Origin of the sequence: Streptomyces sp. NPDC090108, assembly GCF_044747185.1 — a bacterium.
GTDB lineage: Bacteria > Actinomycetota > Actinomycetes > Streptomycetales > Streptomycetaceae > Streptomyces.
This window is the reverse complement of sequence record NZ_JBIVDQ010000007.1, coordinates 374,523-397,173: the sequence shown is the minus strand read 5'-3', so window position 1 is coordinate 397,173 and position 22,651 is coordinate 374,523. Positions and strand designations below refer to the sequence as shown.

The following is a 22,651-nucleotide window of genomic DNA, read 5'->3' as shown; positions in this document are numbered from 1 at the left end:
GCCGGTGCACAGTGGAAGGGGTGACGCGCCGGGCACCCCGTCGCGCCCCCCAGACCGGTGAGGAGGGCGGACGATGACCCCACCCGTGAGCGGCCCACCCCCGCCGTCCGTCAAGGAGTGGCGGCTGAACCTCTACCTGTCCGAACACGATCCGGACACCACCGCCCGGATCGTCCTGGACACCGGCGACAACGTCCTGGAGAGCCACGCCGAGGCCCGCCGCAACCCCTACGACACCGCGGTGCCCGAGATCGGCGACGAACTCGCCGCCGGACGCGCGCTGATCGCCATGGGCCGCCGGCTGCTGCGTGCGGCCTCCGGCGACATGAAGGCGACGGGCGCCCTCGACGAGGACGGCCCCGTACCCCTGTGGGGCGCCCAGGAGTGACACTCCGGGGCCCACCGCCCCTCGGGCCCACCGCCCCTCGGGCCCACCGCTCCCGGGGCCCATGGGCCCCGGGACAGCAAATGTTGTCTTTTCGGATCTATGTGACCGCGGATGCCGTTATCGTCGGCTGGCATGAGTGCCAGACCGGCGAGGGGCGGCGACCTGCCGCTCCCGTACGCCACCCATGACGCCGTGGTCGTCGTCCCCGGGATCATGGGCAGCGTGCTGCGGGAAGCCCGCACCGGCGATCCGCTGTGGGGAGAAGGGCCCGTCGCCGCCTCCTGGTTCGGCCCGGAAGCCCTGCGCAGACTCCGGCTCGACGACGACGAGCGCGAGGGCCGGTACGGACGCGTCGTCGCCACCTCGCTCCTGCGGTACGCGGCCTGGTTCCCCGCGTTCCGCGGCATCGAGCGCTACCGCGCACTCCTCGAAGGCGTCCACGGCGCGGTCGCCCACCCCAAGGCGGTCCGGCCGTTCCCCTACGACTGGCGGCTGCCCGTCGCCCACAACGCCCGGCTGCTCCTCGACGCCGCCCTGGAACACCTCGCGGTCTGGCGCGCCGACAGCGCCCACGACGAGGCCAGACGCCGCCACCCCGTACAGCCGCAGGAACCGGCCAAGCTCGTCCTGGTGGCCCACTCCATGGGCGGACTGCTGGTCCGCCACCTCGCACAGGAAGCGGCCGCGGCCCCCTTCATCAGGACCTGCGTCACCCTGGGCACCCCCTTCCACGGCACCCCCAAGGCCGCGGTCCTGCTGAACTCCGGCAAGGGCATCCCGCTGCTGCCCGCCCGGCGCCCCCTCACCTCCCTGCTCCGCGAGGACCCCGACGACGGCCTGCGCGCACTCGCCGCCGCCCTCCCCGGGGTCTACGACCTGTTACCCCGCTACCGCTGCCTCGACGACGGACACGCCGGCCGCCACCTCACCGCCTCCGACGTCACCGGACTCGGCGGCGACCCCGTCCAGGCGGCGGCCTGGACGGAACGGCACAAGGGCGACGCCCCGGCCCTCGCCGCCGACCGCCACCAGCTCCTGCTGGGCACCGCCCAGCGGACCGCGCAGAGCCTGCGCGTCGACGACGGCGTCGTCACCCCCCTCTTCACGACCCTGCGCGGCACGTCCGAGGCGCCCCGCCGCGTGAACGAATGGGGCGACGGCACCGTCCCCACCGGCTCGGCGGGAATACCGGGCACCCGTCCCGCCGCCCGGCTGTTCCAGTCGCACTCCGACCTCGGCAGCGCGGACGAAGTGGTCCGCCGCGTGGCACGCATCCTGCGCGACGGCGACCTCGCCGCCTACGGACCACCCCTCGGCGCCGACGAGCTGCCGGCCGGTCTGGAGACGCCGGACGGCGCGGTCGCTCCCCGCACGGCCTGGAGCGCGGTCGTCACCGGCGCCGAACCCGGCGGCGACGCCTTCTGCACCGTCGAGTCGGTCGACGCGCCCCGCGGCTGGGCCGACCGGTTCGGCCTGCAGGGACGGGACGGGGAGGTCCACGCCCGCATCACCCTGGAGCGCCCCGGACTCCACCGCGTGACACTCCGCACGCCCGGCGCCGCCCCGGTCTCCCAGCTCGTCTTCGCGGCCGCCCCGGACCAGCCGTGACCGAGGACCCGCGGCCGCCGGGGATGCTCTCCTTCGCCCTCGGCGCGTACGCGGACGACGAGATCGCGGACCTGCCCGGGGTGGAGGCCGAACTCGCCCGCGTCCGCGAGGTGTTCGCGCTCTTCGGGGCCGAGGACGAGGACTGGGACGTCCCCATGGCCGGACGCGGCCACGCACAGGTCACGGAACGCCTCACGAAGTGGCGGCTCGCAGCCGACCCCCGCGACACCGTCCTCTACTGGATCGGCCACGGCGAACTGACCGACGACGGGGCGCGGCTGCTGACCCACGACAGGTTCAGCCGCCTGCGCCCGGAGGACCTGTCCGACGCGCTCGCCCACCGCGCCTCCACCGCCCCCGAGGCCGTCTGGACGTTCGTCGTCGTCGACACCTGCCACGCGAGCGCCTTCGTCAAGGACACCGCAGCGGCTCTGGGCAAGCGGAAAGGCCGCCAGTACGCCCTCCTCTTCGGGGTGTCGGGCGACGGCACGACACGTCTCGGGGAGTTCGGCACCGCCCTGCGCACGGTGGTCGACACCGACTTCCGCGGCCAGGCCGTGATCCCCCTGCACGCCCTGGCCGTACGGCTGAAGGAACTCCTCCACACCAGCGACTTCAGCGAACCGTCCGGGCTGACCGGCGCGCGACTGGTCCGGCGCGGCCCCTGGCTGCCGTTCCGCGGCCCGCTCGACACGATGGACGGCCTCGACGCCGCGCTGCGCGCCCTCGCCCCGGACCGGCTCAGAGAGTTCACCGAGAGCATCGAGCAGGCCCGCGACGCCGAATACGACGACGTCACCTGGCACTTCACCGGACGCCGCGCGGAGCGCCGGCAGGTCGCGGACTGGCTGCGGGAGCGCCATCAGGGCATGCTCGTCGTCACCGGAGCCCCGGGAGCGGGCAAATCGGCCTTCCTCGGACACCTGCTCGCCCAGTCCCAGCCCGCGCTGCGCGCCGCGCTGAAAGGCCTCCGCCTGGTCATGGAGGACGAGGAACGCAACCGTCCCCCTGACGACGTCTTCACCGCCGCGCTCTCGCTGCGCAACCTCGGCACCGCCGCCACCGTCACGGCCATCGCCGAGGCCTGCGGACTGGGCGCCCCGCACACCCCCAGGGACCTGCGGCAGCCCGCCCACTGGCTCGTCCGCCGGGTACGGGACGGCCGCCGGCCGCTCACCCTGCTGTTCGACGCGCTGGACGAGGCCCAGGACCCCGTCGCCGTCGCCGACGGCGTGCTGCGCGCCCTGGCCGCACTGCCCGGAGTGCGGCTGGTGGTCGGCACCCGGCGCTCCACCACATCCGAGAGCGCCCCGAAGCCGCCCGACGGACCGGACACCACCACCGGCCCGGGCGCCGCCACCGGCCCGGACGCCCCCGCGAGCCCCGGCACCCCCGGGAGCACCGACATCCTCGACGCGCTGGGAGTGCCGCCCCCGTCCGAGGAGCACACCGGCGGAGCCGACGGCGGGACCTCGGCGGTCCGCCTCACCGCCGAACCCGAGGACGTCGTCCTCCACGTCATGGACCGGCTCGACGCCGGTCTCACCGGCACGCTGCCCTACCGGGCCCGCACCCTCATCCGCAACCTGATCGAGGAGGACCACTGGGGCTTCCTCTTCGCCCGCCTCGCCGTCCACGAGATCCTCGCCCGCCCGCGACTCCTCGACGACGCCGGCGAACTGCGGCGGCTGCTGAGCGGCGCCGACCCCGGCGTCCTCATCGACGCCGCCGTCGGCCGGCTGCGGGCCGCCGCACCGGAGAACGGCCACATGCTGCGCGCCCTCGCCCACGCCCAGGGCCGCGGACTGCCGCTCACCGGCGACATCTGGGCCACCGTCACCGCGGCACTGTCCGGTGGACCGGCCCCCGGCCACGAGCGGTTCGAGACCCTGACCCGGGCGGCCGCGCCGTACATCAGCCTCGACGAGGACGACGGCCTCACCGTGTACCGGCTCGCCCACCACACCTTCCAGGAACGCCTCCTCGCCACCGACGGCGACGCCACCGTCCGCGCCGGCCACCTCGCCGTCCTCGGCGCGCTGCTGGCCACCGTACGGCCCGGATCCGGCGACCCGCTCCACCCCTACGTCCGCCGTCACCTCTCGGGCCACGCGGCAGCCGCCGGCATGGACGGCTGGCAGGCCCTCGCCGCACGCCCCGACGTCCTCGACCGGCTGGACGCCCGGGCACTCGGCGCCGACGCCGTGCGCAGCGCGCTGGGGCGCCCCGGCGTCCCCGAGGCGGTCACCGGCGTGCTCGGCGCCCGCCACCGCCTGGTCCACGCCCGCCCCCAGGACCGCCGGGGGATCCGCGAGATGGCCATGGCTCAGCAGGCCGGCACCACCGAATTCCCCGCCCCGCGCGCCACGGACGGGGACACGGCCGCCTGGACCGTCCGGCGGGCCTGGCTGCGCCCCCAGGAACCGCACACCACCATGGACGGCCGCGGACGCCTGGGACTGAGCGCCCTGACCTCCTGCCCCGGCCGCCGCGGCACCGACCTGATCGTCGCCGGCGGCGCCGACGGGACCGTACGCGTCTGGAGCCCCACCGGGGAGCGCGTCCAACTGCTGCCTGGCCCGCCGGGCAGGGAGGTGCGGACCGTCCTCGCCCTCCCCGGACCCGACGGCGACACCCTGCTGGCCGCGGGCGGCAGCGGGGACCAGGTCCGCCTTTGGCGGGTACGCGGGCAGCACGCCGAGACCCTGACCACCGTGCGGCATCCCGGCGGCGTCCGGTCGCTGACCGTCCTGCCCGAAGACGGACGGCCCCTGCTGGCCACCGGGGGAGACGACGGCGTCGTCCGCCTGTGGGACCCGGCCACCGGCGTCCCGCACCGGACACTGCGCACGGTCCGCGACGAACAGCGGGAGTTCACGTCCCGCTACCGCAGCCGGCCCGGAGCGGGCAGACGCCACTGGGTGCGGGCCATGACCGCCTGCACCGCCCCGGCACCGGCGGGCGGGACCCCGCGCACCCTCCTGGCCACCGCCGGGCAGGACGGCCGCATCCGCCTCTGGGACACCTCCGCCGGACAGGACGGCGACGAGCCGGTGTCCGCGTGGAACGCCCGGCACGGACGCGTCTCCGCGCTCCTGACGCTCACCGGACGCGGCTCCGGAGCACTGCTCGCCTCCTGCGGCGAGGACGGGACCGTACGCGTCTGGGACCCGGCCACCGGCCGCCAGACGCTCCCGGACCTGCGCGGGCACACCCGGCGGGTCAACGACCTCGCCGTTCTCGACGGCCCCGACGGCGGCACCCTGCTGGCCTCCGCGGGCGACGACGGCACCCTGTGCCTGTGGGACCCGCTCACCGGCCGGCGCCTCGGCGAACCCTGGAGCACCGGACACACCAAGGGGATCCGGGCCCTCGCCGTCTTCACCGGTCCCGGACAGCGGACGATGCTCGCCACCGCGGGCCAGGACGGCCGGGTGAGGACCTGGGACCCCGCCGCCCGCCCCGCCGCGCCCGACGACACCACCCTGTGCCACAGCGGCCCCGTGCACGCGGTGACCGCCTACCGGCGCCAGGACAGCAGGGTCAGCCTCGCCACCGTCAGCAGCGACCGCACCGTCAGACTGTGGGACCCCGCGCAGTCCCGGCCGACGGGCTTGATGCTGCACCCCCGCGCGGTCAGGGCGGTGACCGCGTTCCAGGCGGAGGGCAGAGCTCAGATGCTGGCCACCGCGGGCAACGACGGACTGATCCGGATCTGGGACCCGGCCACCGGCCGCCGCCTGGACCCTCCCCTCGCCGCCCGCGGCCGGGTGGCCGCCCTGGTCACCTTCCCCGGACCGGGCAAGAAGAAGATCCTGCTCGCCTCCGCCGCCGGCCGCCGCGTCCGGCTCTGGGACCCCCGCGCCCGCACCACGTTCGGACCCGAGTTCACCGCCCACGACAAATCGGTCACGGCCATGACGTGGTTCCGCGATCCGCAGGGCGGACACCTCCTGCTCGTCACCGCCGGGGCCGACCGGACCCTGCGGATCTGGGACGCGCACCACCGCACCGAGGCCCGCCCGCCCGTCGTGCTGCCCTCCGGCCCCCTGGCGCTGTGCGCCGTCGTGCGGGACGGCCGGGCCCTGCTCGCCGTCGGCGGCAGAGACCGCTCCATCCTGCTGCTCGACGCGGCGACCGGCGCCCGGACACGGGTTCTCACCGGGCATTCCAAGCCCGTCACCGCGCTCGCCTGGACGGGGAAGGGCGACAACCTGCGGCTGGTCAGCGGCAGCTGGGACCGCGACCTGCGGGTGTGGGACCCGTTCGGTCCGCTGCCGCCCCTGACGGTGCCCCTGGGCGTGGCGGTGCACGGGCTCTGCGTGGCGGACGGCAGGCCGGCCGTCGCCTGCGTGGAGGGACTGGTGGTCATCGACGTACCCGCGCTGCGGGCCGCCCGGTAGCCCGCGCCGGCACTTCGCGCGCGGCCGTACGGCGGGGGCGGCCGTACGGCTGGGGCGGCGGCACGACCGGGGCGGCGGCACACGGACGTCCGGCGCATGGCCGGGGAAGGCCCCGGCGCACGGCCGGGCGGAAAGAAAAGGGGAGGGGACGGGGAGTGCCCGGACAGTTGCAGCAGAGCGGCAACCAGGCCTTGCTGATCGCCTGCGCGGTCTACCTGGGAGTCGTCTTCATCACCAGCCGGGGCCTGATCGCGGCACCGCGCTACCGCGACCTCACCGGCCGCGTACGGGACTGCCGCTCCCGGGCCCGCGCCCTCGCGGCGGAGCACGACGGGCCGGTCGCCGAGGCGGCCCTCGCCGCCGTCACCGAGCGTCTCGACGACCTCGAACGGCTCGGCACCGTGGTCTGGAAACTGCTGCCGCGTGCCGGTGTCGTCGCCATCCCGCTGTCCAAACTCGCCTCCGCCCGGCAGGTCCTGCACACCGCCGAATGCCGCCTGCTGCGGCTGGAGAACGACGAGGAGACGGCCGTACTCCTGGAGTCGCTCAGGCTGCGGCTCGCGGACTCCGCGCATCCGGACGACGCCCGGCTCGCCACCGCGCTGGCCGCCGCCCCCGCCTCCGGGCCGCAGGCGCGGGCCCTGCTCGTCGGCGCGGTCGAACGCCTCCACGCGCGCGAGGACGCCGAGACCGCCGCCGAGTTCGAGCAGCAGCGCGTGGCCCTGTGGCTGGCCACGACCGGCGTCGGCGTGCTCATCGCCCTCGGCCTGGCCCTCGACCACCAGCTCACCATGCTGCTCGGCGCCCTCGGCGGATTCCTGTCACCCGTCATCGGGGTCCTGCGGCCGCAGCCCGAACGCCCCAGGTCGTGGGGGGTGCTGGTGCTGGCCCCGGTCGGCGGCGCGCTCGCCGCGGTGGGCGGGCTGCTGCTGGTCCGCATGCTCGCCGACCCCGACCTGAACCTCCTCGGACCGGTCTTCTTGGACAACTCCTGGGACAGTCCCGCCGCGCCGCTGGCCCTCGCCTTCGCCCTGCTGTTCGGCTTCTCGGGCACCCTGTTCTCCCGGCTCGCCTTCACCGCCACCCGCCAGTTCACCCCGCCCGTCCCCTGACCGGAAGGCAGGTGCGGAAGAGAAACGCAGAAGAGCGGATGAAGACCCTGGGGTCTTCATCCGCTCTTCCGGTAAGTGTCCGAGGGGGGACTTGAACCCCCACGCCCGATAAAGGGCACTAGCACCTCAAGCTAGCGCGTCTGCCATTCCGCCACCCGGACCAGGTGTTTGCCGTTTCGCTCGGTTTCCCTTGCGGCGACGAAGAGAACATTACCAGGCTTTCGAGGGTGTCTGATCACCCCCCGTTCCCGCGGCCGGTTCCCCGTGAACGGCGCGTGACGGGCCGGTCCCGGTCTTGGGTCCGCGCGGTCACGGGGGCAGGATGAAGGGGACCACCAGCAGTGACAGCGGGAGGAAGCAGCGTGAGCGAGACGGACACGGCCAGGGGCGTCACCGGCGAGGACGAGGTCGTGGACCTCTGCCGCGAGCTGATCCGGTTCGACACCAGCAACTACGGCGACCACTCCGGACCCGGTGAGCGCAAGGCCGCCGAGTACGTCGCCGAGAAGCTCGCCGAGGTCGGGCTGGCACCGGAGATCTTCGAGTCGCACCCGGGCCGGGCCTCCACCGTGGCCCGCATCGAGGGCGAGGACCCGTCCAGGCCCGCGCTCCTGATCCACGGCCACCTGGACGTCGTCCCCGCCAACGCGGCCGACTGGACCCACGACCCCTTCTCCGGCGAGGTGGCCGACGGGTGCGTGTGGGGCCGCGGGGCCGTCGACATGAAGGACATGGACGCGATGACCCTCGCGGTCGTCCGTGACCGGCTCAGGAGCGGCCGCAAGCCGCCGCGGGACGTCGTCGTCGCCTTCCTCGCCGACGAGGAGGCGGGCGGCACCTACGGCGCCCGGTACCTCGTCGACCACCACCCCGGGCTGTTCGAGGGCGTCACCGAGGCGATCAGCGAGGTCGGCGGGTTCTCGTTCACCGTGAACGAGCAGCGGCGGCTCTACCTCATCCAGACGGCCGAGAAGGGCATGCACTGGATGAAGCTCACCGTGGCCGGCACCGCCGGGCACGGGTCCATGATCCACCGCGACAACGCCATCACCGAGCTGTCGGAGGCCGTCGCCCGCGTCGGCCGGCACAGGTTCCCGGTACGGGTCACCAAGACCACCCGGGCCTTCCTCGACGAACTCGGCGACGCGCTCGGCCTCGAACTGGACGCCGAGGACATGGAGTCGACCCTCGCCAAGCTCGGCGGCATCGCCAAGCTCATCGGCGCGACCCTGTCGAACACCGCCAACCCCACCCAGCTGAACGCCGGTTACAAGGTCAACGTCATCCCCGGCGAGGCCACCGCGCACATCGACGGGCGGTTCCTGCCGGGCTACGAGGAGGAGTTCCTCGGCGACCTCGACCGGCTCCTCGGCCCGCACGTCCGGCGCGAGGACGTGCACACCGACAAGGCGGTGGAGACCGACTTCGACGGTCCTCTCGTGGCGGCCATGCAGTCCTCGCTGCTCGCCGAGGACCCGACCGCCAAGGCCATCCCCTACATGCTCTCCGGCGGCACCGACGCCAAGTCCTTCGACGACCTCGGCATCCGCGGCTTCGGTTTCGCGCCGCTGAAGCTGCCGCCGGAGCTGGACTTCGCCGGCATGTTCCACGGCGTCGACGAGCGGGTGCCGGTGGACGGACTCCGGTTCGGCGTCCGCGTGCTCGACCGGTTCCTCGACGCGTCCTGAGGGCCGCCGGGCGCGTGCTGGGTGCGGGCTGGGCGCGCGTCGGGTGCGTCCCGGCGTGCACCGGGTGTGTGCCGGGTGTGTGCCGGGAGGGGCGGCTAATCGGCCGCCCGTACGAGCCCCACTGAGAAGGGTGAATGTGACCATACGCTCGTAGCTCCATTACTCCTCCCTCGTTACAGGTGATGCGATCCCGCACCTTGGGGTCGCTTTGCCAACGAGGAGGAAGTAATGATCAAGAAGGTCGTCGCTGCCGCGGCCGCCACCGGTGGTCTGGTTCTGGCCGGTGCGGGTCTCGCCGTCGCCGACTCGGGTGCCCAGGGTGCCGCCGTGCAGTCCCCGGGTGTCCTGTCCGGCAATGTCATCCAGGTCCCGGTCCACATCCCGGTGAACGTCTGCGGCAACACGGTCAACGTGATCGGGCTCCTGAACCCCGCCTTCGGCAACACCTGCGTCAACGACTGACGCCGGCTCCCCGCGGGGCCGCCTGTCCCGAAGGGGTGCCTCTTATGAGCCATCGGCCCCGGAGTGCGTGCCATGCGCTCCGGGGCCGACCGGCCTTTTCCGTAACGAAGGCAGGGGAAGCAGGGGGGAACGCACCATGCGACACAGTACGCGCAAGAGCTTGATGACCATGGCGGCCGCGACCGGCGTGATCGCCGCCGCCGGCGGGGGCCAGGCCTACGCCGCCGCCGGCGCGGCCGGCTCCGCCACCGGCTCGCCCGGTGTGCTGTCCGGGAACACGGCCCAGGTACCGGTGCACGTGCCGGTGAACGTCTGCGGCAACACGGTGAACGTCGTCGGTCTGCTCAATCCGGCGGCGGGCAACGCGTGCGCGAACACCGGCGGGCGTGCCGGGCACGGCGGGTACGGCGGCTCCGGAGCGCACGGCGGTTCCGGGGGCGCGCACGCGGGCGGCCACACCTCGCGCTCACCCGGGGTCGGCTCCGGGAACACCATTCAGGTGCCGGTCGACATCCCGGTGAACGCGTGCGGCAACAGCGTCGACATCATCGGAATCGGCAACGGCACCACGGGCAACGACTGCGGCAACGGACACACGTCGGGCCATCCGGGTCACCCCGGTAATCCGGGGACGCCGGGTCACCCGGGGCATCCCGGCCACCCGGGCAACCCGGGGACGCCTGGTCATCCGGGCCACCCCGGTCACCCCGAGTGCCCGGGGAAGCCTGGTCACCCCGGGCACCCCGGTGAGCCGGGTCACCCTGGGCATCCGGGTCACCCCGGCAATCCGGGGACGCCGGGTCACCCTGGGCATCCCGGCCACCCGGGCAACCCGGGAACACCTGGGCATCCGGGCCACCCCGGTCACCCGGGCCACCCCGGCACGCCGGGGACTCCGGGCAACCCGGGCAACCCCGGGACCCCCGGAACTCCGGGCCAGCCCGGCACCCCTGGTCAGCCCGGCAACCCGGGTACGCCCGGTACTCCGGGCACGCCCGGTACTCCGGGCACGCCCGGTACTCCGGGCACGCCCGGTACTCCTGGGCAGCCCGGTAACCCGGGAACTCCGGGTCAGCCCGGTACCCCGCCCGCCACTGGCGGCCACACCCCGCACGGCTCCCAGCACGTCTCGACGCCGGGCGGCGGCGCGTCCGTCTCGTCCCCGGGCGGCGCACAGCTCGCCCACACCGGCGGCGACCTGCCGCTGGGCCTCGCACTGCCCGCGGGCGTCGGCGCGGTGCTGGCCGGCGCGGTGCTGTACCGGAAGTCCCGCGTCCGCGACTAGGTCCGCGACCGAGCCGCAGCGGCCCGGAAAACGGAGGGGCCCCGCCTTCACCGGCGGGGCCCTTCCCGTTCACGCGTCCTGCTTCACCACGTGGCGCGCACCTGGCGGATGATCCGCCGGCGCAGCCGCACTCTGCGGCTGCCGTCGCGGAGCAGGCTCAGTCGGTCCAACTCCCAGTGTCCGTACTCGGCATGGTCCGTCAGCAGACGTGTGGCCTCCTTGCGGGTCACCCCGCGAGGCACGTACACGTCGACAAATTCGTATTCCGGCATCGCATCTATTGTGCGGGCTGGTGCCCGGTACGGATAGCGTCTGCACTATGTCTGATGCTGCGCAGCCCACCGCTGCCGAGGTACGCGCCGCCGCCGAGGCGATCAAGACCGCGCTCGACCGCCACCTGGCGGCTGTCGAACGCAGGTCGGGGGACGAGGACCCGGCCGTCTACGAGGCGTTCAACCAGCTGGCCGCGGCCGCCGAGGTGTACGACGAGCTGCTCTACGACCGCTACGACGAGGTCACCCCCTTCGAGATCCCCGGCGCGGACGACTCGCTGCCCCCCTACGCGGGCCCCGACGAGCCACACGCGATCAGCGTGCTGATCCGGCGCGACTACGCCGTGGCGGAGCCCCAGCGGCTGCTGGCGCAGGCACAGCGGGTGGAGGCTGCGGAGTTCGAAGAGGCCCTGGGCGCGGACGACGACGTCGCGAACACGGTCCCGGGCGCGCTCGGCATCCTGTTCGGCGAGTTCGAGCCGGACGAGATCGCCTCACGGCACAAGGAGTTCGGACTGGAGGAGGGCGACTCCACGCTCTGGGTCACCGCCGCCGAGGAACCGGCCGAGCCCGGGGAGTGGCTGGCCGCGCCGTTCGAGCAGGTCGACCCGCAGCTGGTGGTGTGCCGGTTCGACGTCAGCGCGGTCTTCGACGACCACGACCACGATCACGACGACGATGACGATGACGACGACGATGAGGACGACGGCGAGGCGGGGGACGGCGGCCCGGCACCGTCGGACTCCGGCCGTTGACCTCGTGAACCCGAGGTGACGCGCCGGGCATCCGGTGACGTCACGGGACCGGCGGTGCCGCACGGCTGAGAGCCGTACGGCACCGCCGTTCTCTTTCGCGGCCCACTCGGCCCCGGCGGCCCACTCCGACCGGCGGCCGGACGGCCGGGGGCCCGGCTCCCCGGAGGGCCAGATTCCAGGGGCCCGGCTCCCCGGAGGACCGACCGGATTCCGGGGGACCGAACCCCGGAGGACCGGCCTCCCGCGGATCGGGCCCCCGAGGACCGGGCCCCGGGACCGAACCGGTGTCAGTCCGCCGCCGGGACCTGCGCGCGCAGCAGCGTCCGCAGACGCGTCGTGCGCGGGCGGGCGGGCTTCTCCGCCACGGCCTTCGGCAGCGCCTGCTCCACGCCGTGCACCACCGACAGGTGCCGCTCGGCGCGGCCGAACGCGGTGTACACCCAGGGCCTGCTGAGCGTCTGCGCGGCGTCGCCGGGCAGCACCACCACGACGGCCGGCCAGCGGCCGCCCGCCGCCTGGTGCGCCGTCAGCGCCCAGCCGTGCCGTACACACCCCTCCACCCGCTCCCGCGGTACGACCACCGCAGCACCCGCGCACTCCAGGTGCAGCCCGTCCGCGTCGGCCCGCACGACCCGGCCCGGCAGCGTACGGCCCGGGGCGGGGGAGTAGGCGATCCGGTCGCCGGGGTCGAAGCCGCCGAAGCGGCCGGGGCCCGGGTTGAGACGCTCCTTCAGCGCGGTGTTGAGCGCGCGGGTGCCGACGGCGCCACCGTGGCCCGGGGTGATCACCACCGTCCGCTCGGCCGGGATGCCGATGGCGCGCGGCACCGAGTCCGCGACCAGCTGCGTGGTGCGGTGCACGGCCTCGCCGGCGTCCCGCACGGGCACGATGACGATCTCCTTGCCCGGCGCCTGGACCTGGTTCAGCTCACCGGCCCCGATGCCCGACACCAGCTCACCGAGCGGGCCGGGGTCGGGGGTGCGGGAGGCGATCTGCGGGCAGGCGCGGGCCGCGAGCAGGTCGGCGAAGACACGCCCGGGTCCGGCCGACCACAGCACCGCCGGGTCTCCGCTGAGCACCAGCCGTGCTCCGTCGGGCAGCGACTCCACGAGCATCGCCGCGCCCTCCACGTCGAGTTGCGGCGCGTCCAGCACGACCAGCAGGTCCAGGTCCAGGGCTCCGTCGGCGTCCCGGCCGGGTCCCTCGGCACCGGTGAGGAGACCGGTGACCGTGCCGACGGCGGGGGAGACCTCGGCGTCGCCCGCGGACGCGGCCAGGCGGCGGCTCCCGTCCGGCGCGTGGCAGGCGGCGAACACCCGCAGTCCCGCGGCGCGGGCGGCGGCGAGCAGCGCGGCCGGTTCGGAGCGGGCCGCCTCACCGCCGGTGTGCAGCACCAGACCGTGCCCGGCGACCGCGCGCACCAGCTCGGCGGCCTGGCGGGGGGCGCCGGCCGCGATGGTCTCCCAGGGTCCGGCGGTCTCCTTGGTCACGGAGTTGACCAGACGGGCCAGACCGTCGGCGAGGCTCTCCTCGGCGAGCGCGTACCGCTCCAGGCCGAGCAGTACGCGGACCGGCCGCTCCTCCTCGCCGTCGGCGTCCTCCTCGGCCTCGTCGCCGCTGTCACCGTCGCCGTGACCGGTGCGGTCGGCGTTCTGCTGCCGGGCCGGTGCGCCGGATTCCTCCAGGGCGTCCTGGAAGACCAGCGCCTCGCCCTCGGCGATGGCGCTCTGCACGGCCTCGTCCGGATCCGGTACGGCCCGCTGGGCCAGGGCGGCGGTGAGGGCCGGGAGTTCCAGCGCCGTGTGGCCGGCCAGCGCGGCCTGCTCCAGCAGCCAGACGGTCAGGGCGCGGCCCCGCCGCTCGTCGTCCGGGCCGCAGGCCGCGCCGAGCAGCGCCCGCGCGAAACCGTCGGCCTGGTCCGGCCGTACGCCCGGGACCCGCAGCAGCATCCAGGGGTCCTCCCGCAGCACGGTGCCGGCGCCCTCGCCGAGTGCCGCGGCCACCTGGGGGGCCAGGGTGTCGGGAGCGCCGGCGCCCGCGAGGACCTGCCGTACCGCGTCGACGGCTTCCGGGGCCGGGCCGGCGGGCGTGACGGCGGCCGGGGCGGGGCGCGGCGGGCGCTCCGGTTCCGGGGCGGGGCGGCGCGGGGCCGGGGGCTCGGCGAAGACCGTGGCGGCCGGCTTCTCACCGCTCTCCACCGCCCGGACCGCGGCGAGCAGATCGGCCGCCTTGCCGCTCAGCTTCGTACCGCCGGCGACCGGTCCCTGCTTCTCCGCCTTCCGCCGCTCGATGCGTTCGCGTTCGAGCCGCTGGGCCGCCAGTTCCGCCTCGGCCTCGGACCGCTGACCGGCGTCTTCGCCTCCGGCGTCCCCGGCGGCCCCGCCCCCCTCGTTCTCAGAGGCCTCGCCCCCCGCGTCCCCGAGGTCGTCCCTCGCGGCCTCCGCGGCCTCGGCGGCTTCGCCGGCCAGGTCACCGGCGGCGTCGTCCCCCGCGCCCCCGTCGGCTTCGTCGGCCACGGTCCCGGCGGCCTCGCCCCCGGTGTCCCCGGAGTGCTCCGCGGTCCCGTCCTCCGACGAGCCGTCACCCGCGTCCGGGTCCTCGGCCTCCGCCGTGCCGTCACCCGCGGTCTCCGGATCCCCGATGTGCCCGGTGTCCCCGGCGTCCGCCGTCCCGTCGCCCCCGGCAGCCGTCGCCGGCTCCTCGGCCGGAGGGGTCGCCGAGGTCTCCGGTGTCCCCGGCCCGGCGTTCTCCGTGGTCTCCGGCTCCGTGCTCACAGCGTGCTCCAGTCGTGATCGGGATAGCGGTGCACGGGCGCAGACACGTCGTCCAGCGCCCGGCAGATCTCCCCAGGAAGACTAAGGGCCTCCACTGACAATGCCGCCGTGAGCTGCTGGGCGTTGCGCGCGCCCACGACGGGCGCGGTGACCCCCGGCCGGTCGCGGACCCAGGCGAGGGCGACCTGGAGCGGGGTGACGGCGAGGCCGTCGGCGGCCGTCGTCACCGCGTCGACGATGCGGCTCGCGGTGTCGTCCAGGTAGGGCTCGACGAACAGCGACAGATGGTCGGAGGCTCCGCGCGAGTCCGGGGGGACGCCCTGCCGGTACTTGCCGGTGAGCACGCCGCGGCCCAGCGGGGAGGAGGGCAGCAGGCCGACGCCGAGGTCGAGCGCGGCGGGCAGCACCTCGCGCTCGATACCGCGCTGGAGCAGTGAGTACTCCAGCTGTGTGCTGGCGAGCCGGGTGCGGGTGCCCGGCGCCGAGAGCTGCCAGGTGGCGGCCTTGGCGAGCTGCCAGCCGCAGAAGTTGGAGACTCCCGCGTACCGGGCGCGGCCGCTGCTCACCGCGAGGTCCAGGGCCTGGAGCGTCTCCTCCAGCGGGGTGTCCGGGTCGTAGGCGTGGACGTGCCACACGTCGACGTGGTCGGTGCCGAGGCGGGCGAGGGAGGCGTCGAGCGCGGCGAGCAGATGGCCGCGGGAGCCGTCGAACCGGCGGTCGGGATCGGGGACACTGCCCGCCTTGGTGGAGATCACCAGATCGCGGCGCGGCACGAGGCCGTCCATGAGCCGCCCGAGCAGATACTCGGCCTCGCCGTCGCCGTACACGTCGGCGGTGTCGACGAGATTGCCGCCGGCTTCCCAGAACGCCTTCAGCATGTCCGCGGCGTCGTGCTCCTCGGTGTCCCGGCCCCAGGTGAGGGTGCCGAGTCCGATCCGGGACACGCGCAGGCCGGTACGGCCGAGATGCCTCTGCTCCATGTCCGCGAGATTACTGGCCAGAGCTGCTGCCGTGTGTTGCCTGTGGACAACGGAACTGCCTTGTGGAAGCAGGTTTGGCCGGCGGATGCCCCTGCCGGTGCGGGCCTCACCACGCTAGTGTCTGCGACACCACAACGTTACTCACCGGTAAGGGGAATCGGCCATGCAGCTCGGTATCAACCTCGGCTACTGGGGCGCCGGGATGGACGCGGACAATCTGGCCGTGGCTCAGGAAGCCGACCGGCTGGGCTACGCCGTGTGCTGGGCCGCCGAGGCCTACGGCTCCGACGGGGCCACCGTGCTCAGCTGGGTCGCCGCACAGACCGAGCGGATCGACGTCGGCTCGGCCATCTTCCAGATCCCGGCCCGCCAGCCGGCCATGACCGCGATGACCGCCGCCACGCTGGACTCGCTGTCCAAGGGCCGCTTCCGGCTCGGCCTCGGCGTCTCCGGCCCGCAGGTCTCCGAGGGCTGGTACGGCGTCAAGTTCGACAAGCCGCTCGCACGCACCCGCGAGTACGTGGAGATCGTGCGCAGGGCGATGAGCCGCGAGCGGCTGTCGTACGAGGGCGAGCACTGGACGCTGCCGCTGCCCGGCGGCCCCGGCAAGCCCATCAAGCTGACCGTGCACCCGGAGCGCGAGCACATCCCGCTCTACATCGCCGCCATCGGCCCGAAGAACCTGGAGCAGACCGGCGAGATCGCCGACGGCGCGCTGCTCATCTTCCCCTCCGCCGAACACCTGGAGGACACGGCGGTCAGGTACCTGCGCGCGGGCCGCGAGAAGGCCGGCAAGACCCTCGACGGGTTCGACATCTGCCCGACCGTCCCGCTCGCCCTCGGCGCGGACGCGGACGTGGCCCGGCTCGCCGACACCTTCCGCCCCTACACCGCCCTGTACGTCGGCGGCATGGGCAGCCGCAAGCAGAACTTCTACAACCAGCTCGCCCAGCGCATGGGCTACGAGAAGGAGGCCGCCGAGATCCAGGACAAGTACCTGGCCGGCGACAAGCAGGGCGCCGCCGCGGCGATCCCGCACGACCTCATCGACAAGACCACGCTGCTCGGCTCGGTCGACCGCATCGCCGACCGCATGAAGGCCTACGCGGCCGCGGGCGTCACCACGCTCAGCCTCGCCCCCGCCGGCTTCACCCTCGACGAGCGGCTCGCCTCCCTCAGGGCCGGCGTCGAAGCCCTGGAGCGCGCCGGCCTCGCGTAGCGGCGCCGCACAGAAGTTCCGCGGCCGTGGTGGGGGCTCGGGGGTCTTCCCCGCCACGGCCGTCACGCGGAACAACGCGCCGGGCACCCCGCCGGTTACGACTCCCGCGCTCCTCCTTTCGGCCGAGTGGCCCCGCACTGCTGTTGCGGCCCCCCTCCGCCCGCACTTGAACTGTTCTTTGCGGAGTTCTGCAGAGAGGCGGGCACGATGCTTTCGGCCAAGAGTCTGTTCCAGGAGATCCTCGACAACGACGCGTCCTTCCAGCTCTTCTGCTCCATCGCCGCCAGCGGCGAGTCCCAGGGAGGCTGGGAGAACGGGCGCATCGCCGCGCTCGTGCCGCCGAGCGCCCGCGCGCTCGCCCCCAAGATCGCCCGGCACGGCGCCGACGAGGACAAGCACGGGCGGATCTTCCACGCGCTGCTGCGCAAGCGCGGCCTGCGGCCCGTCGAGATCCCGCCCGAGACCGACTACACGATGCTCCTGGAGCGGCACGGCATCGGACTCGCCCACGAGAAGCTGGCGGCCGAGCGGCCGCTGAGCGAACAGGACGTCATCACCTACCTCGCCCACAGCAGGGTCACCGAGCAGCGGGCCTCCGAACAGATGGACCTGCTGTGCAGGTACTTCGGCGACCACCCGGACGTCGGACGCGCCGTGCGGATGATCGCCCACGACGAGGACAACCACCTCGCCTACTGCCACGAGGAACTGCTCCGCCTCGCCCACGCCGGCCACGGCCCCCTCATCCAGCGCGTCCTGCGCGAGTGCGCGCTGGCCGAGATCCGCGTCCACCGCGACGTCAGCCTCGCCGTCATGACCCGCATGGGACGCATCCTCGGCTGGCCCCGGGCCAGGGCCGCCGCCCTCACCGCGGGCATCCACGCGCAGTACGCCTACGAACGGCTGGCCGGCTGGCGCCGGATGGTCTCCCTCACCATGCCGGAACGGCGCGACGCGCTCGGCGGCCCCGCGCCCGCCGCGGCCGAGTTCGCCTGAGCCGCGGCCACGCCCGGCCGCGCTACAGCCAGCCGCGCCGCTTGAAACCCCGGTACAGCAGCACGTCCACCACCAGCATCACGGCCAGCACCGCCGGATAGCCCCAGTAGAAGTGCAGCTCGGGCATGTGCGTGAAGTTCATCCCGTAGAGCCCCGCGAGCAGCGTCGGGATCGCCGCCAGCGCCGCCCACGCCGAGATCCGCCGCATGTCGTCGTTCTGCCGCACCCCCATCTGCGCGAGATGCGCCGAGAGGATGTCGGAGACCAGCCGGTCCAGGTTCTCCACCGTGTCGTTCACCCGGGTCAGATGGTCGCCGACATCACGGAAGAACGGCCGCGACCCCTCGTCCACGAACGGCACACCCGCCCCCGACGACCCGCCGGCCAGCCGGGTCAGCGGCACCGCCAGCGGCGCCGTGGCCCTGCGGAACTCCAGCACCTGACGCTTGAACATGTAGATCCGCGACGCGGTGTCGCGCGCACCGGCGTCCGCCGGGGAGAACACCTGGGCCTCCAGGTCGTCCAGGTCCGACCCCAGCTCGGTCGCCACCTCCAGATACGCGTCGACCGTGGCGTCCGCGACCGCGTGCAGCACCGCCGTCGGCCCGTGCCGCAGCATCTCCGGATCCGCCTCCAGCCGCTTGCGCACGTCCGGCAGCGGTGAGACCTCGCCGTGCCGCACGGTCACCACGAACGCGTCACCGACGAAGACCATCACCTCGCCCGCCGAGACGGTGTCGCTCTCGTGCTCGTAGAACACCGGCTTGACCACCATGAACAGCGAGTCGTCGTACACCTCGAGCTTCGGACGCTGGTGCGCCTTCAACGCGTCCTCCACCGCCAGCGGATGCAGCCCGAACGCCTTCCTGACCCGGTCGAACTCCTCCGGCGCCGGATCGTGCAGCGCGATCCAGACGAACTCGTCCTCCGCGGCGCGCGCCTGCGCCAGTGCCTTGACGGGGTCCTCGGAGGTCCCGCTCCGGCGTCCCTCACGGTAGATGGCGCAGTCGAAGATCACGGGGTGCATTGTCCCGCTCCGCGGGCCGCCGCGCACACGGGCCTGGAGAACCGGTCACCGCACGGACACCGGACCGCCACCCGACGGCCACGGACGCCGGAACGCCGGCCGGTCCGCACCGCCCGCGGCCCGTCTACGCTGGGCCGCATGCCCACGCTGATCCTCGTCCGGCACGGACGCTCCACCGCCAACACCGCGGGACTGCTCGCCGGCTGGACGCCCGGCGTCGCCCTCGACGAGCGCGGCACCGCGCAGGCCGCCGCGCTGCCCGGACGACTGGCCGCGCTGCCGCTCGCCGAGGTCGTCACCAGCCCCCTCCAGCGCTGCCAGGAGACCGTCCGGCCGCTGCTCGACGCCCGGCCCGGACTGCGCTCCCACACCGACGAACGGATCGGGGAGTGCCACTACGGCGACTGGTCCGGCCGCAAGCTCGCCGAGCTCAAGGACGAACCGCTGATGGAGGTCGTCCAGGCCCACCCCTCGGCCGCCGCCTTCCCCGGCGGTGAGTCCATGCGGGCCATGCAGACCCGCGCCGCCGAAGCCGTACGCGAGTGGAACGCGCGCGTGGAGCGCGACCACGGCCCCGACGCCGTCTACCTCATGTGCTCGCACGGCGACATCATCAAGTCCCTGGTGGCCGAGGCCCTCGGCCTGCACCTCGACCTGTTCCAGCGGATCTCCGTCGAGCCCTGCTCCGTCACCGCCATCCGCTACACCCGGCTGCGCCCCTACCTCGTCCGCCTCGGCGACACCGGGGACCTCGCCTCCCTCGCCCCGCGCGAGACGTCCCCCGAGGACGACGCACCGGTCGGGGGCGGTGCGGGCGCACCGTGATCCACGGCCGCAGTAGGGTGAAGCGATCCACTCGGTCGCGCGCACCAGTGCCCCGCTCCGCCGAACCTCTCGAATCCCATGGAGACAGGACGTGTCCCGTCAGGTGTTCCTCTACGATCCGCCGGACCGCTTCGTCGCGGGCACCGTCGGACTGCCCGGACGCCGTACGTTCTTCCTCCAGGCCGTCGCGGGCCCCCGGGTGACCAGCGTGGCACTGGAGAAGACCCAGGTCGCCGCGCTCGCCGAGCGCATGGACGAACTGCTCGACGAGGTCGTACGGCGCAGCGGCGGCAACGCCGCCGTCCCGGCCGTCGCCCCCACCGAGATCGCCGACACCGCCCCGCTGGACACCCCCGTCGAGGAGGAGTTCCGGGTCGGCACCATGGCCCTGGCCTGGGACGGCGAGGAACAGCGCATGATCGTCGAGGCGCAGGCCCTGGTGGAGCTGGACGCCGAGACCGAGGAGGACCTCGCCGAGGCCGAGGAGCGGCTGCTCCAGGACGAGGAGAACGGGCCCCCCATGCTGCGGGTCCGGCTGACCGGCGCGCAGGCCCGGGCCTTCGCCAAGCGCGCCCTCGACGTCGTCAACGCCGGGCGGCCGCCGTGCCCGCTGTGCAGCCTCCCGCTCGACCCGGAAGGACATGTATGCCCGCGCCAGAACGGATACCGCCGCGGAGCGTGACAGCCGCCGACGCGGGGGCCGGCGCGGCCGCCGAACTGCTCGCCCACGGTGAACTGACCGTACGCGGCCGGATCCGGGAGGCGTCGAACGCGGCGCTGTTCTGCACGGTCGCGCTCGACGGCCGGGAGGCCGGCTGCGTGTACAAGCCGGTGGCCGGGGAACGCCCCCTGTGGGACTTCCCCGAAGGCACCCTGGCCGGCCGCGAGGTCGCCTCCTGGGAGGTCTCCGACGCCACCGGCTGGGGGCTCGTACCGCCCACCGTGCTGCGCGAGGGGCCGTACGGCGAGGGCATGTGCCAGCTGTGGATCGACGTGGACGCCGAGGCGGAACTCCTCGCGCTGGTGGACGCCGAGGAGCCGGAACCCGGCTGGAAGGCGATCGGGTTCGCCGAGGTCGGCGAGGGCCGCACCGCGCTGCTCGTGCACGCCGACGACGAACGGCTGCGCCGGCTCGCCGTCCTGGACGCCGTGATCAACAACGCCGACCGCAAGGGCGGCCACCTGCTGCCCACCGCCGCCGGACACCTGTACGGCATCGACCACGGGGTCACCTTCAACGTCGAGAACAAGCTCCGCACCCTGCTGTGGGGATGGGCCGGAGAGCCCCTGACCGAGGACGCCGTCGGCGTGCTCGGGAGGCTGCGGGAGGGCCTCGCCGACGGCGGCGCGCTGGCCGCCCGCCTCGCCCCGCTGATCAGCCCCGCCGAGATCCGGGCCACGGCCGCACGGGTCGACGCGCTGCTCGCCTCCGGTGTCCACCCGGAGCCGCTCGGCGACTGGCCGGCCATCCCCTGGCCGCCGGTGTGACCGACCGCACGGCCGCGGGCGCGAGCAGCCGCCGCGCCCGCGCGCAAGCACGCCTGTCCGGCCATCCGGACCGGTCCGGTTCGTGGACGCGGCTCGCGGCCGGTTAGGCTCATGTACATGCATGCCTGGCCCGCTTCCGAGGTCCCCGCCCTGCCTGGTCAGGGCCGCGACCTGAGGATCCACGACACCGCGACCGGCGGCCTCGTCACCCTCACCCCCGGTCCCGTCGCCCGTATCTACGTCTGCGGCATCACGCCGTACGACGCGACCCACATGGGTCACGCGGCGACCTACAACGCGTTCGACCTCGTTCAGCGCGTGTGGCTCGACACCAAGCGGCAGGTTCACTACGTCCAGAACGTCACCGACGTCGACGATCCGCTGCTGGAGCGCGCGGAGCGCGACGGCGTCGACTGGACCGCCCTCGCCGAGAAGGAGACGGCCCTCTTCCGCGAGGACATGACCGCCCTCCGGATGCTCCCGCCCCGGCACTACGTCGGCGCCGTCGAGGCGATACCCGGCATCGTCCCGCTCGTGGAGCGCCTGCGCGACCTCGGCGCGGCCTACGACCTGGACGGCGACATCTACTTCTCCGTCGAGGCCGACCCGCACTTCGGCGAGGTCTCCCGCCTGGACGCGGCCGCGATGCGGCTGCTGTCCGCCGAGCGCGGCGGCGACCCGGACCGCGCGGGCAAGAAGAACCCGCTCGACCCGATGCTGTGGATGGCGGCCCGCGAGGGCGAGCCCAGCTGGGACGGCGGCTCGCTCGGCCGCGGCCGGCCGGGCTGGCACATCGAGTGCGTGGCCATCGCCCTCGACCACCTCGGCATGGGCTTCGACGTCCAGGGCGGCGGCTCCGACCTCGCCTTCCCGCACCACGAGATGGGCGCCTCGCACGCCCAGGTGCTCACCGGCGAGTTCCCGATGGCCCAGGCGTACGTCCACGCGGGCATGGTCGCCCTGGACGGCGAGAAGATGTCCAAGTCCCGCGGCAACCTCGTCTTCGTCTCCCGGCTGCGCGCCGACGGCGTGGACCCGGCCGCCATCCGTCTCGCCCTGCTCGCCCACCACTACCGCTCCGACTGGGAGTGGACCGACCGGACGCTGAGCGACGCCGTCGAGCGGCTCGGCCGCTGGCGCGCCGCGGTCTCCCGCCCCGACGGCCCGTCCGCCGACGCGCTGGTCGAGGAGGTCCGCGAGGCCCTCGCCCACGACCTCGACGCGCCCGCCGCGCTCGCCGCGGTGGACCGCTGGGCGGCCCGGCAGGAGCAGGAGGGCGGCACCGACATCGCGGCCCCCGGCCTGGTCGGCCGGACCGTGGACGCCCTGCTGGGCGTGGCCCTCTGACGCGGGTACGGATCTGAACGCC

18 protein-coding genes and 1 tRNA gene are annotated in these 22,651 nt (G+C 74.2%); 14 read left to right on the top strand and 5 right to left on the bottom strand.

What is annotated here, in order from left to right:
• The first annotated feature begins 73 nt into the window (after positions 1–73).
• The 4 genes from ACIPRD_RS25800 to ACIPRD_RS25785 all read left to right on the top strand — a co-directional run bounded on the left by ACIPRD_RS25800 (position 74) and on the right by ACIPRD_RS25785 (position 7,511).
• Positions 74–388, top strand: a complete 315-nt coding sequence (locus ACIPRD_RS25800; protein ID WP_356400050.1) for a dsRBD fold-containing protein — start codon at positions 74–76, stop codon at positions 386–388.
• 132 nt (positions 389–520) lie between these two features.
• Complete coding sequence (locus ACIPRD_RS25795; protein ID WP_401566281.1) at positions 521–1,996, top strand: hypothetical protein; 1,476 nt, start codon at positions 521–523, stop codon at positions 1,994–1,996.
• Complete coding sequence (locus ACIPRD_RS25790) at positions 1,993–6,399, top strand: hypothetical protein (protein ID WP_401566278.1); 4,407 nt, start codon at positions 1,993–1,995, stop codon at positions 6,397–6,399. The genes ACIPRD_RS25795 and ACIPRD_RS25790 overlap by 4 nt, the downstream gene beginning before the upstream one ends.
• Positions 6,400–6,554: 155 nt before the next feature.
• Positions 6,555–7,511, top strand: a complete 957-nt coding sequence (locus ACIPRD_RS25785) for a hypothetical protein (protein ID WP_356400056.1) — start codon at positions 6,555–6,557, stop codon at positions 7,509–7,511.
• A 76-nt stretch (positions 7,512–7,587) separates the two neighbouring features.
• Here the strand turns inward: ACIPRD_RS25785 and ACIPRD_RS25780 are convergent.
• Positions 7,588–7,672: transfer RNA gene (locus ACIPRD_RS25780), tRNA-Leu, on the bottom strand.
• A 201-nt stretch (positions 7,673–7,873) separates the two neighbouring features.
• Here ACIPRD_RS25780 and ACIPRD_RS25775 point away from each other — a divergent pair.
• From ACIPRD_RS25775 to ACIPRD_RS25765, 3 genes are all read left to right on the top strand, one after another.
• Positions 7,874–9,199, top strand: coding sequence for a M20/M25/M40 family metallo-hydrolase (locus ACIPRD_RS25775; protein WP_401566275.1), 1,326 nt, complete (start codon positions 7,874–7,876; stop codon positions 9,197–9,199).
• Between the two features lie 228 nt (positions 9,200–9,427).
• Positions 9,428–9,661 (top strand): chaplin ChpH, encoded by a 234-nt coding sequence (gene chpH / locus ACIPRD_RS25770; RefSeq protein WP_356400060.1) that lies wholly within the window; start codon positions 9,428–9,430, stop codon positions 9,659–9,661.
• Positions 9,662–9,797: 136 nt separating this feature from the next.
• The gene (locus ACIPRD_RS25765) at positions 9,798–10,946 is read left to right on the top strand and encodes a chaplin (protein ID WP_401566272.1); all 1,149 of its coding nucleotides are present in this window, start codon (positions 9,798–9,800) and stop codon (positions 10,944–10,946) included.
• A gap of 83 nt (positions 10,947–11,029) precedes the next feature.
• Here ACIPRD_RS25765 and ACIPRD_RS25760 read toward each other — a convergent pair whose 3' ends face one another.
• On the bottom strand, positions 11,030–11,218 hold the full coding sequence (locus tag ACIPRD_RS25760) for a DUF5703 family protein (protein WP_018549191.1): 189 nt from the start codon (positions 11,216–11,218) through the stop codon (positions 11,030–11,032).
• A gap of 47 nt (positions 11,219–11,265) precedes the next feature.
• On the opposite strand from ACIPRD_RS25760, the gene ACIPRD_RS25755 reads away from it, so the two are divergent.
• A complete protein-coding gene (locus tag ACIPRD_RS25755; protein ID WP_401566270.1) occupies positions 11,266–11,973 on the top strand; it encodes a hypothetical protein in 708 nt (235 codons plus the stop codon).
• A 287-nt stretch (positions 11,974–12,260) separates the two neighbouring features.
• Here the strand turns inward: ACIPRD_RS25755 and ACIPRD_RS25750 are convergent, their stop codons facing one another.
• Together ACIPRD_RS25750 and ACIPRD_RS25745 are read right to left on the bottom strand one after the other, a co-directional pair.
• Positions 12,261–14,747: a helix-hairpin-helix domain-containing protein gene (locus ACIPRD_RS25750; RefSeq protein WP_401566267.1), complete on the bottom strand. Its 2,487-nt coding sequence runs from the start codon at positions 14,745–14,747 to the stop codon at positions 12,261–12,263.
• Positions 14,744–15,727: an aldo/keto reductase gene (locus ACIPRD_RS25745; RefSeq protein WP_356400069.1), complete on the bottom strand. Its 984-nt coding sequence runs from the start codon at positions 15,725–15,727 to the stop codon at positions 14,744–14,746. The genes ACIPRD_RS25750 and ACIPRD_RS25745 overlap by 4 nt, the downstream gene beginning before the upstream one ends.
• Positions 15,728–15,890: 163 nt before the next feature.
• Here ACIPRD_RS25745 and ACIPRD_RS25740 point away from each other — a divergent pair, with 163 nt between their 5' ends.
• Together ACIPRD_RS25740 and ACIPRD_RS25735 are read left to right on the top strand one after the other, a co-directional pair.
• Complete coding sequence (locus ACIPRD_RS25740) at positions 15,891–16,946, top strand: LLM class F420-dependent oxidoreductase (protein ID WP_401566265.1); 1,056 nt, start codon at positions 15,891–15,893, stop codon at positions 16,944–16,946.
• Positions 16,947–17,153: 207 nt separating this feature from the next.
• Positions 17,154–17,942, top strand: a complete 789-nt coding sequence (locus ACIPRD_RS25735; protein ID WP_401566263.1) for a ferritin-like domain-containing protein — start codon at positions 17,154–17,156, stop codon at positions 17,940–17,942.
• Between the two features lie 22 nt (positions 17,943–17,964).
• Here ACIPRD_RS25735 and corA read toward each other — a convergent pair whose 3' ends face one another.
• Positions 17,965–18,960 carry a magnesium/cobalt transporter CorA gene (gene corA / locus ACIPRD_RS25730; protein ID WP_356400073.1) on the bottom strand — a complete coding sequence of 332 codons (996 nt, stop codon included), beginning with the start codon at positions 18,958–18,960 and terminating at the stop codon, positions 17,965–17,967.
• A 147-nt stretch (positions 18,961–19,107) separates the two neighbouring features.
• Between corA and ACIPRD_RS25725 the strand changes: the two genes are divergently transcribed.
• The 4 genes from ACIPRD_RS25725 (at position 19,108) to mshC (ending at position 22,629) form a co-directional block, all read left to right on the top strand.
• Positions 19,108–19,794, top strand: coding sequence for a histidine phosphatase family protein (locus ACIPRD_RS25725; protein WP_356400075.1), 687 nt, complete (start codon positions 19,108–19,110; stop codon positions 19,792–19,794).
• A 91-nt stretch (positions 19,795–19,885) separates the two neighbouring features.
• Entirely contained in the window at positions 19,886–20,476 is a 591-nt protein-coding gene (locus tag ACIPRD_RS25720; RefSeq protein WP_356400077.1) for a DUF3090 domain-containing protein, read from the top strand.
• Positions 20,440–21,282 (top strand): SCO1664 family protein, encoded by an 843-nt coding sequence (locus tag ACIPRD_RS25715; protein ID WP_356400079.1) that lies wholly within the window; start codon positions 20,440–20,442, stop codon positions 21,280–21,282. The genes ACIPRD_RS25720 and ACIPRD_RS25715 overlap by 37 nt, the downstream gene beginning before the upstream one ends.
• A gap of 117 nt (positions 21,283–21,399) precedes the next feature.
• Positions 21,400–22,629: a cysteine--1-D-myo-inosityl 2-amino-2-deoxy-alpha-D-glucopyranoside ligase gene (mshC, locus tag ACIPRD_RS25710; protein WP_356400081.1), complete on the top strand. Its 1,230-nt coding sequence runs from the start codon at positions 21,400–21,402 to the stop codon at positions 22,627–22,629.
• Positions 22,630–22,651 lie beyond the last annotated feature (22 nt).

Coding starts and splice junctions, on each gene's coding strand:
- ACIPRD_RS25740 (WP_401566265.1), top strand. CDS start 15,891: ATGCAGCTCGGTATCAACCTCGGCTACTGGGGCGCCGGGATGGACGCG.
- ACIPRD_RS25795 (WP_401566281.1), top strand. CDS start 521: ATGAGTGCCAGACCGGCGAGGGGCGGCGACCTGCCGCTCCCGTACGCC.
- ACIPRD_RS25715 (WP_356400079.1), top strand. CDS start 20,440: ATGCCCGCGCCAGAACGGATACCGCCGCGGAGCGTGACAGCCGCCGAC.
- ACIPRD_RS25735 (WP_401566263.1), top strand. CDS start 17,154: ATGCTTTCGGCCAAGAGTCTGTTCCAGGAGATCCTCGACAACGACGCG.
- ACIPRD_RS25755 (WP_401566270.1), top strand. CDS start 11,266: ATGTCTGATGCTGCGCAGCCCACCGCTGCCGAGGTACGCGCCGCCGCC.
- ACIPRD_RS25725 (WP_356400075.1), top strand. CDS start 19,108: ATGCCCACGCTGATCCTCGTCCGGCACGGACGCTCCACCGCCAACACC.
- ACIPRD_RS25800 (WP_356400050.1), top strand. CDS start 74: ATGACCCCACCCGTGAGCGGCCCACCCCCGCCGTCCGTCAAGGAGTGG.
- ACIPRD_RS25765 (WP_401566272.1), top strand. CDS start 9,798: ATGCGACACAGTACGCGCAAGAGCTTGATGACCATGGCGGCCGCGACC.
- ACIPRD_RS25760 (WP_018549191.1), bottom strand. CDS start 11,218: ATGCCGGAATACGAATTTGTCGACGTGTACGTGCCTCGCGGGGTGACC.
- mshC (WP_356400081.1), top strand. CDS start 21,400: ATGCATGCCTGGCCCGCTTCCGAGGTCCCCGCCCTGCCTGGTCAGGGC.
- chpH (WP_356400060.1), top strand. CDS start 9,428: ATGATCAAGAAGGTCGTCGCTGCCGCGGCCGCCACCGGTGGTCTGGTT.
- ACIPRD_RS25745 (WP_356400069.1), bottom strand. CDS start 15,727: ATGGAGCAGAGGCATCTCGGCCGTACCGGCCTGCGCGTGTCCCGGATC.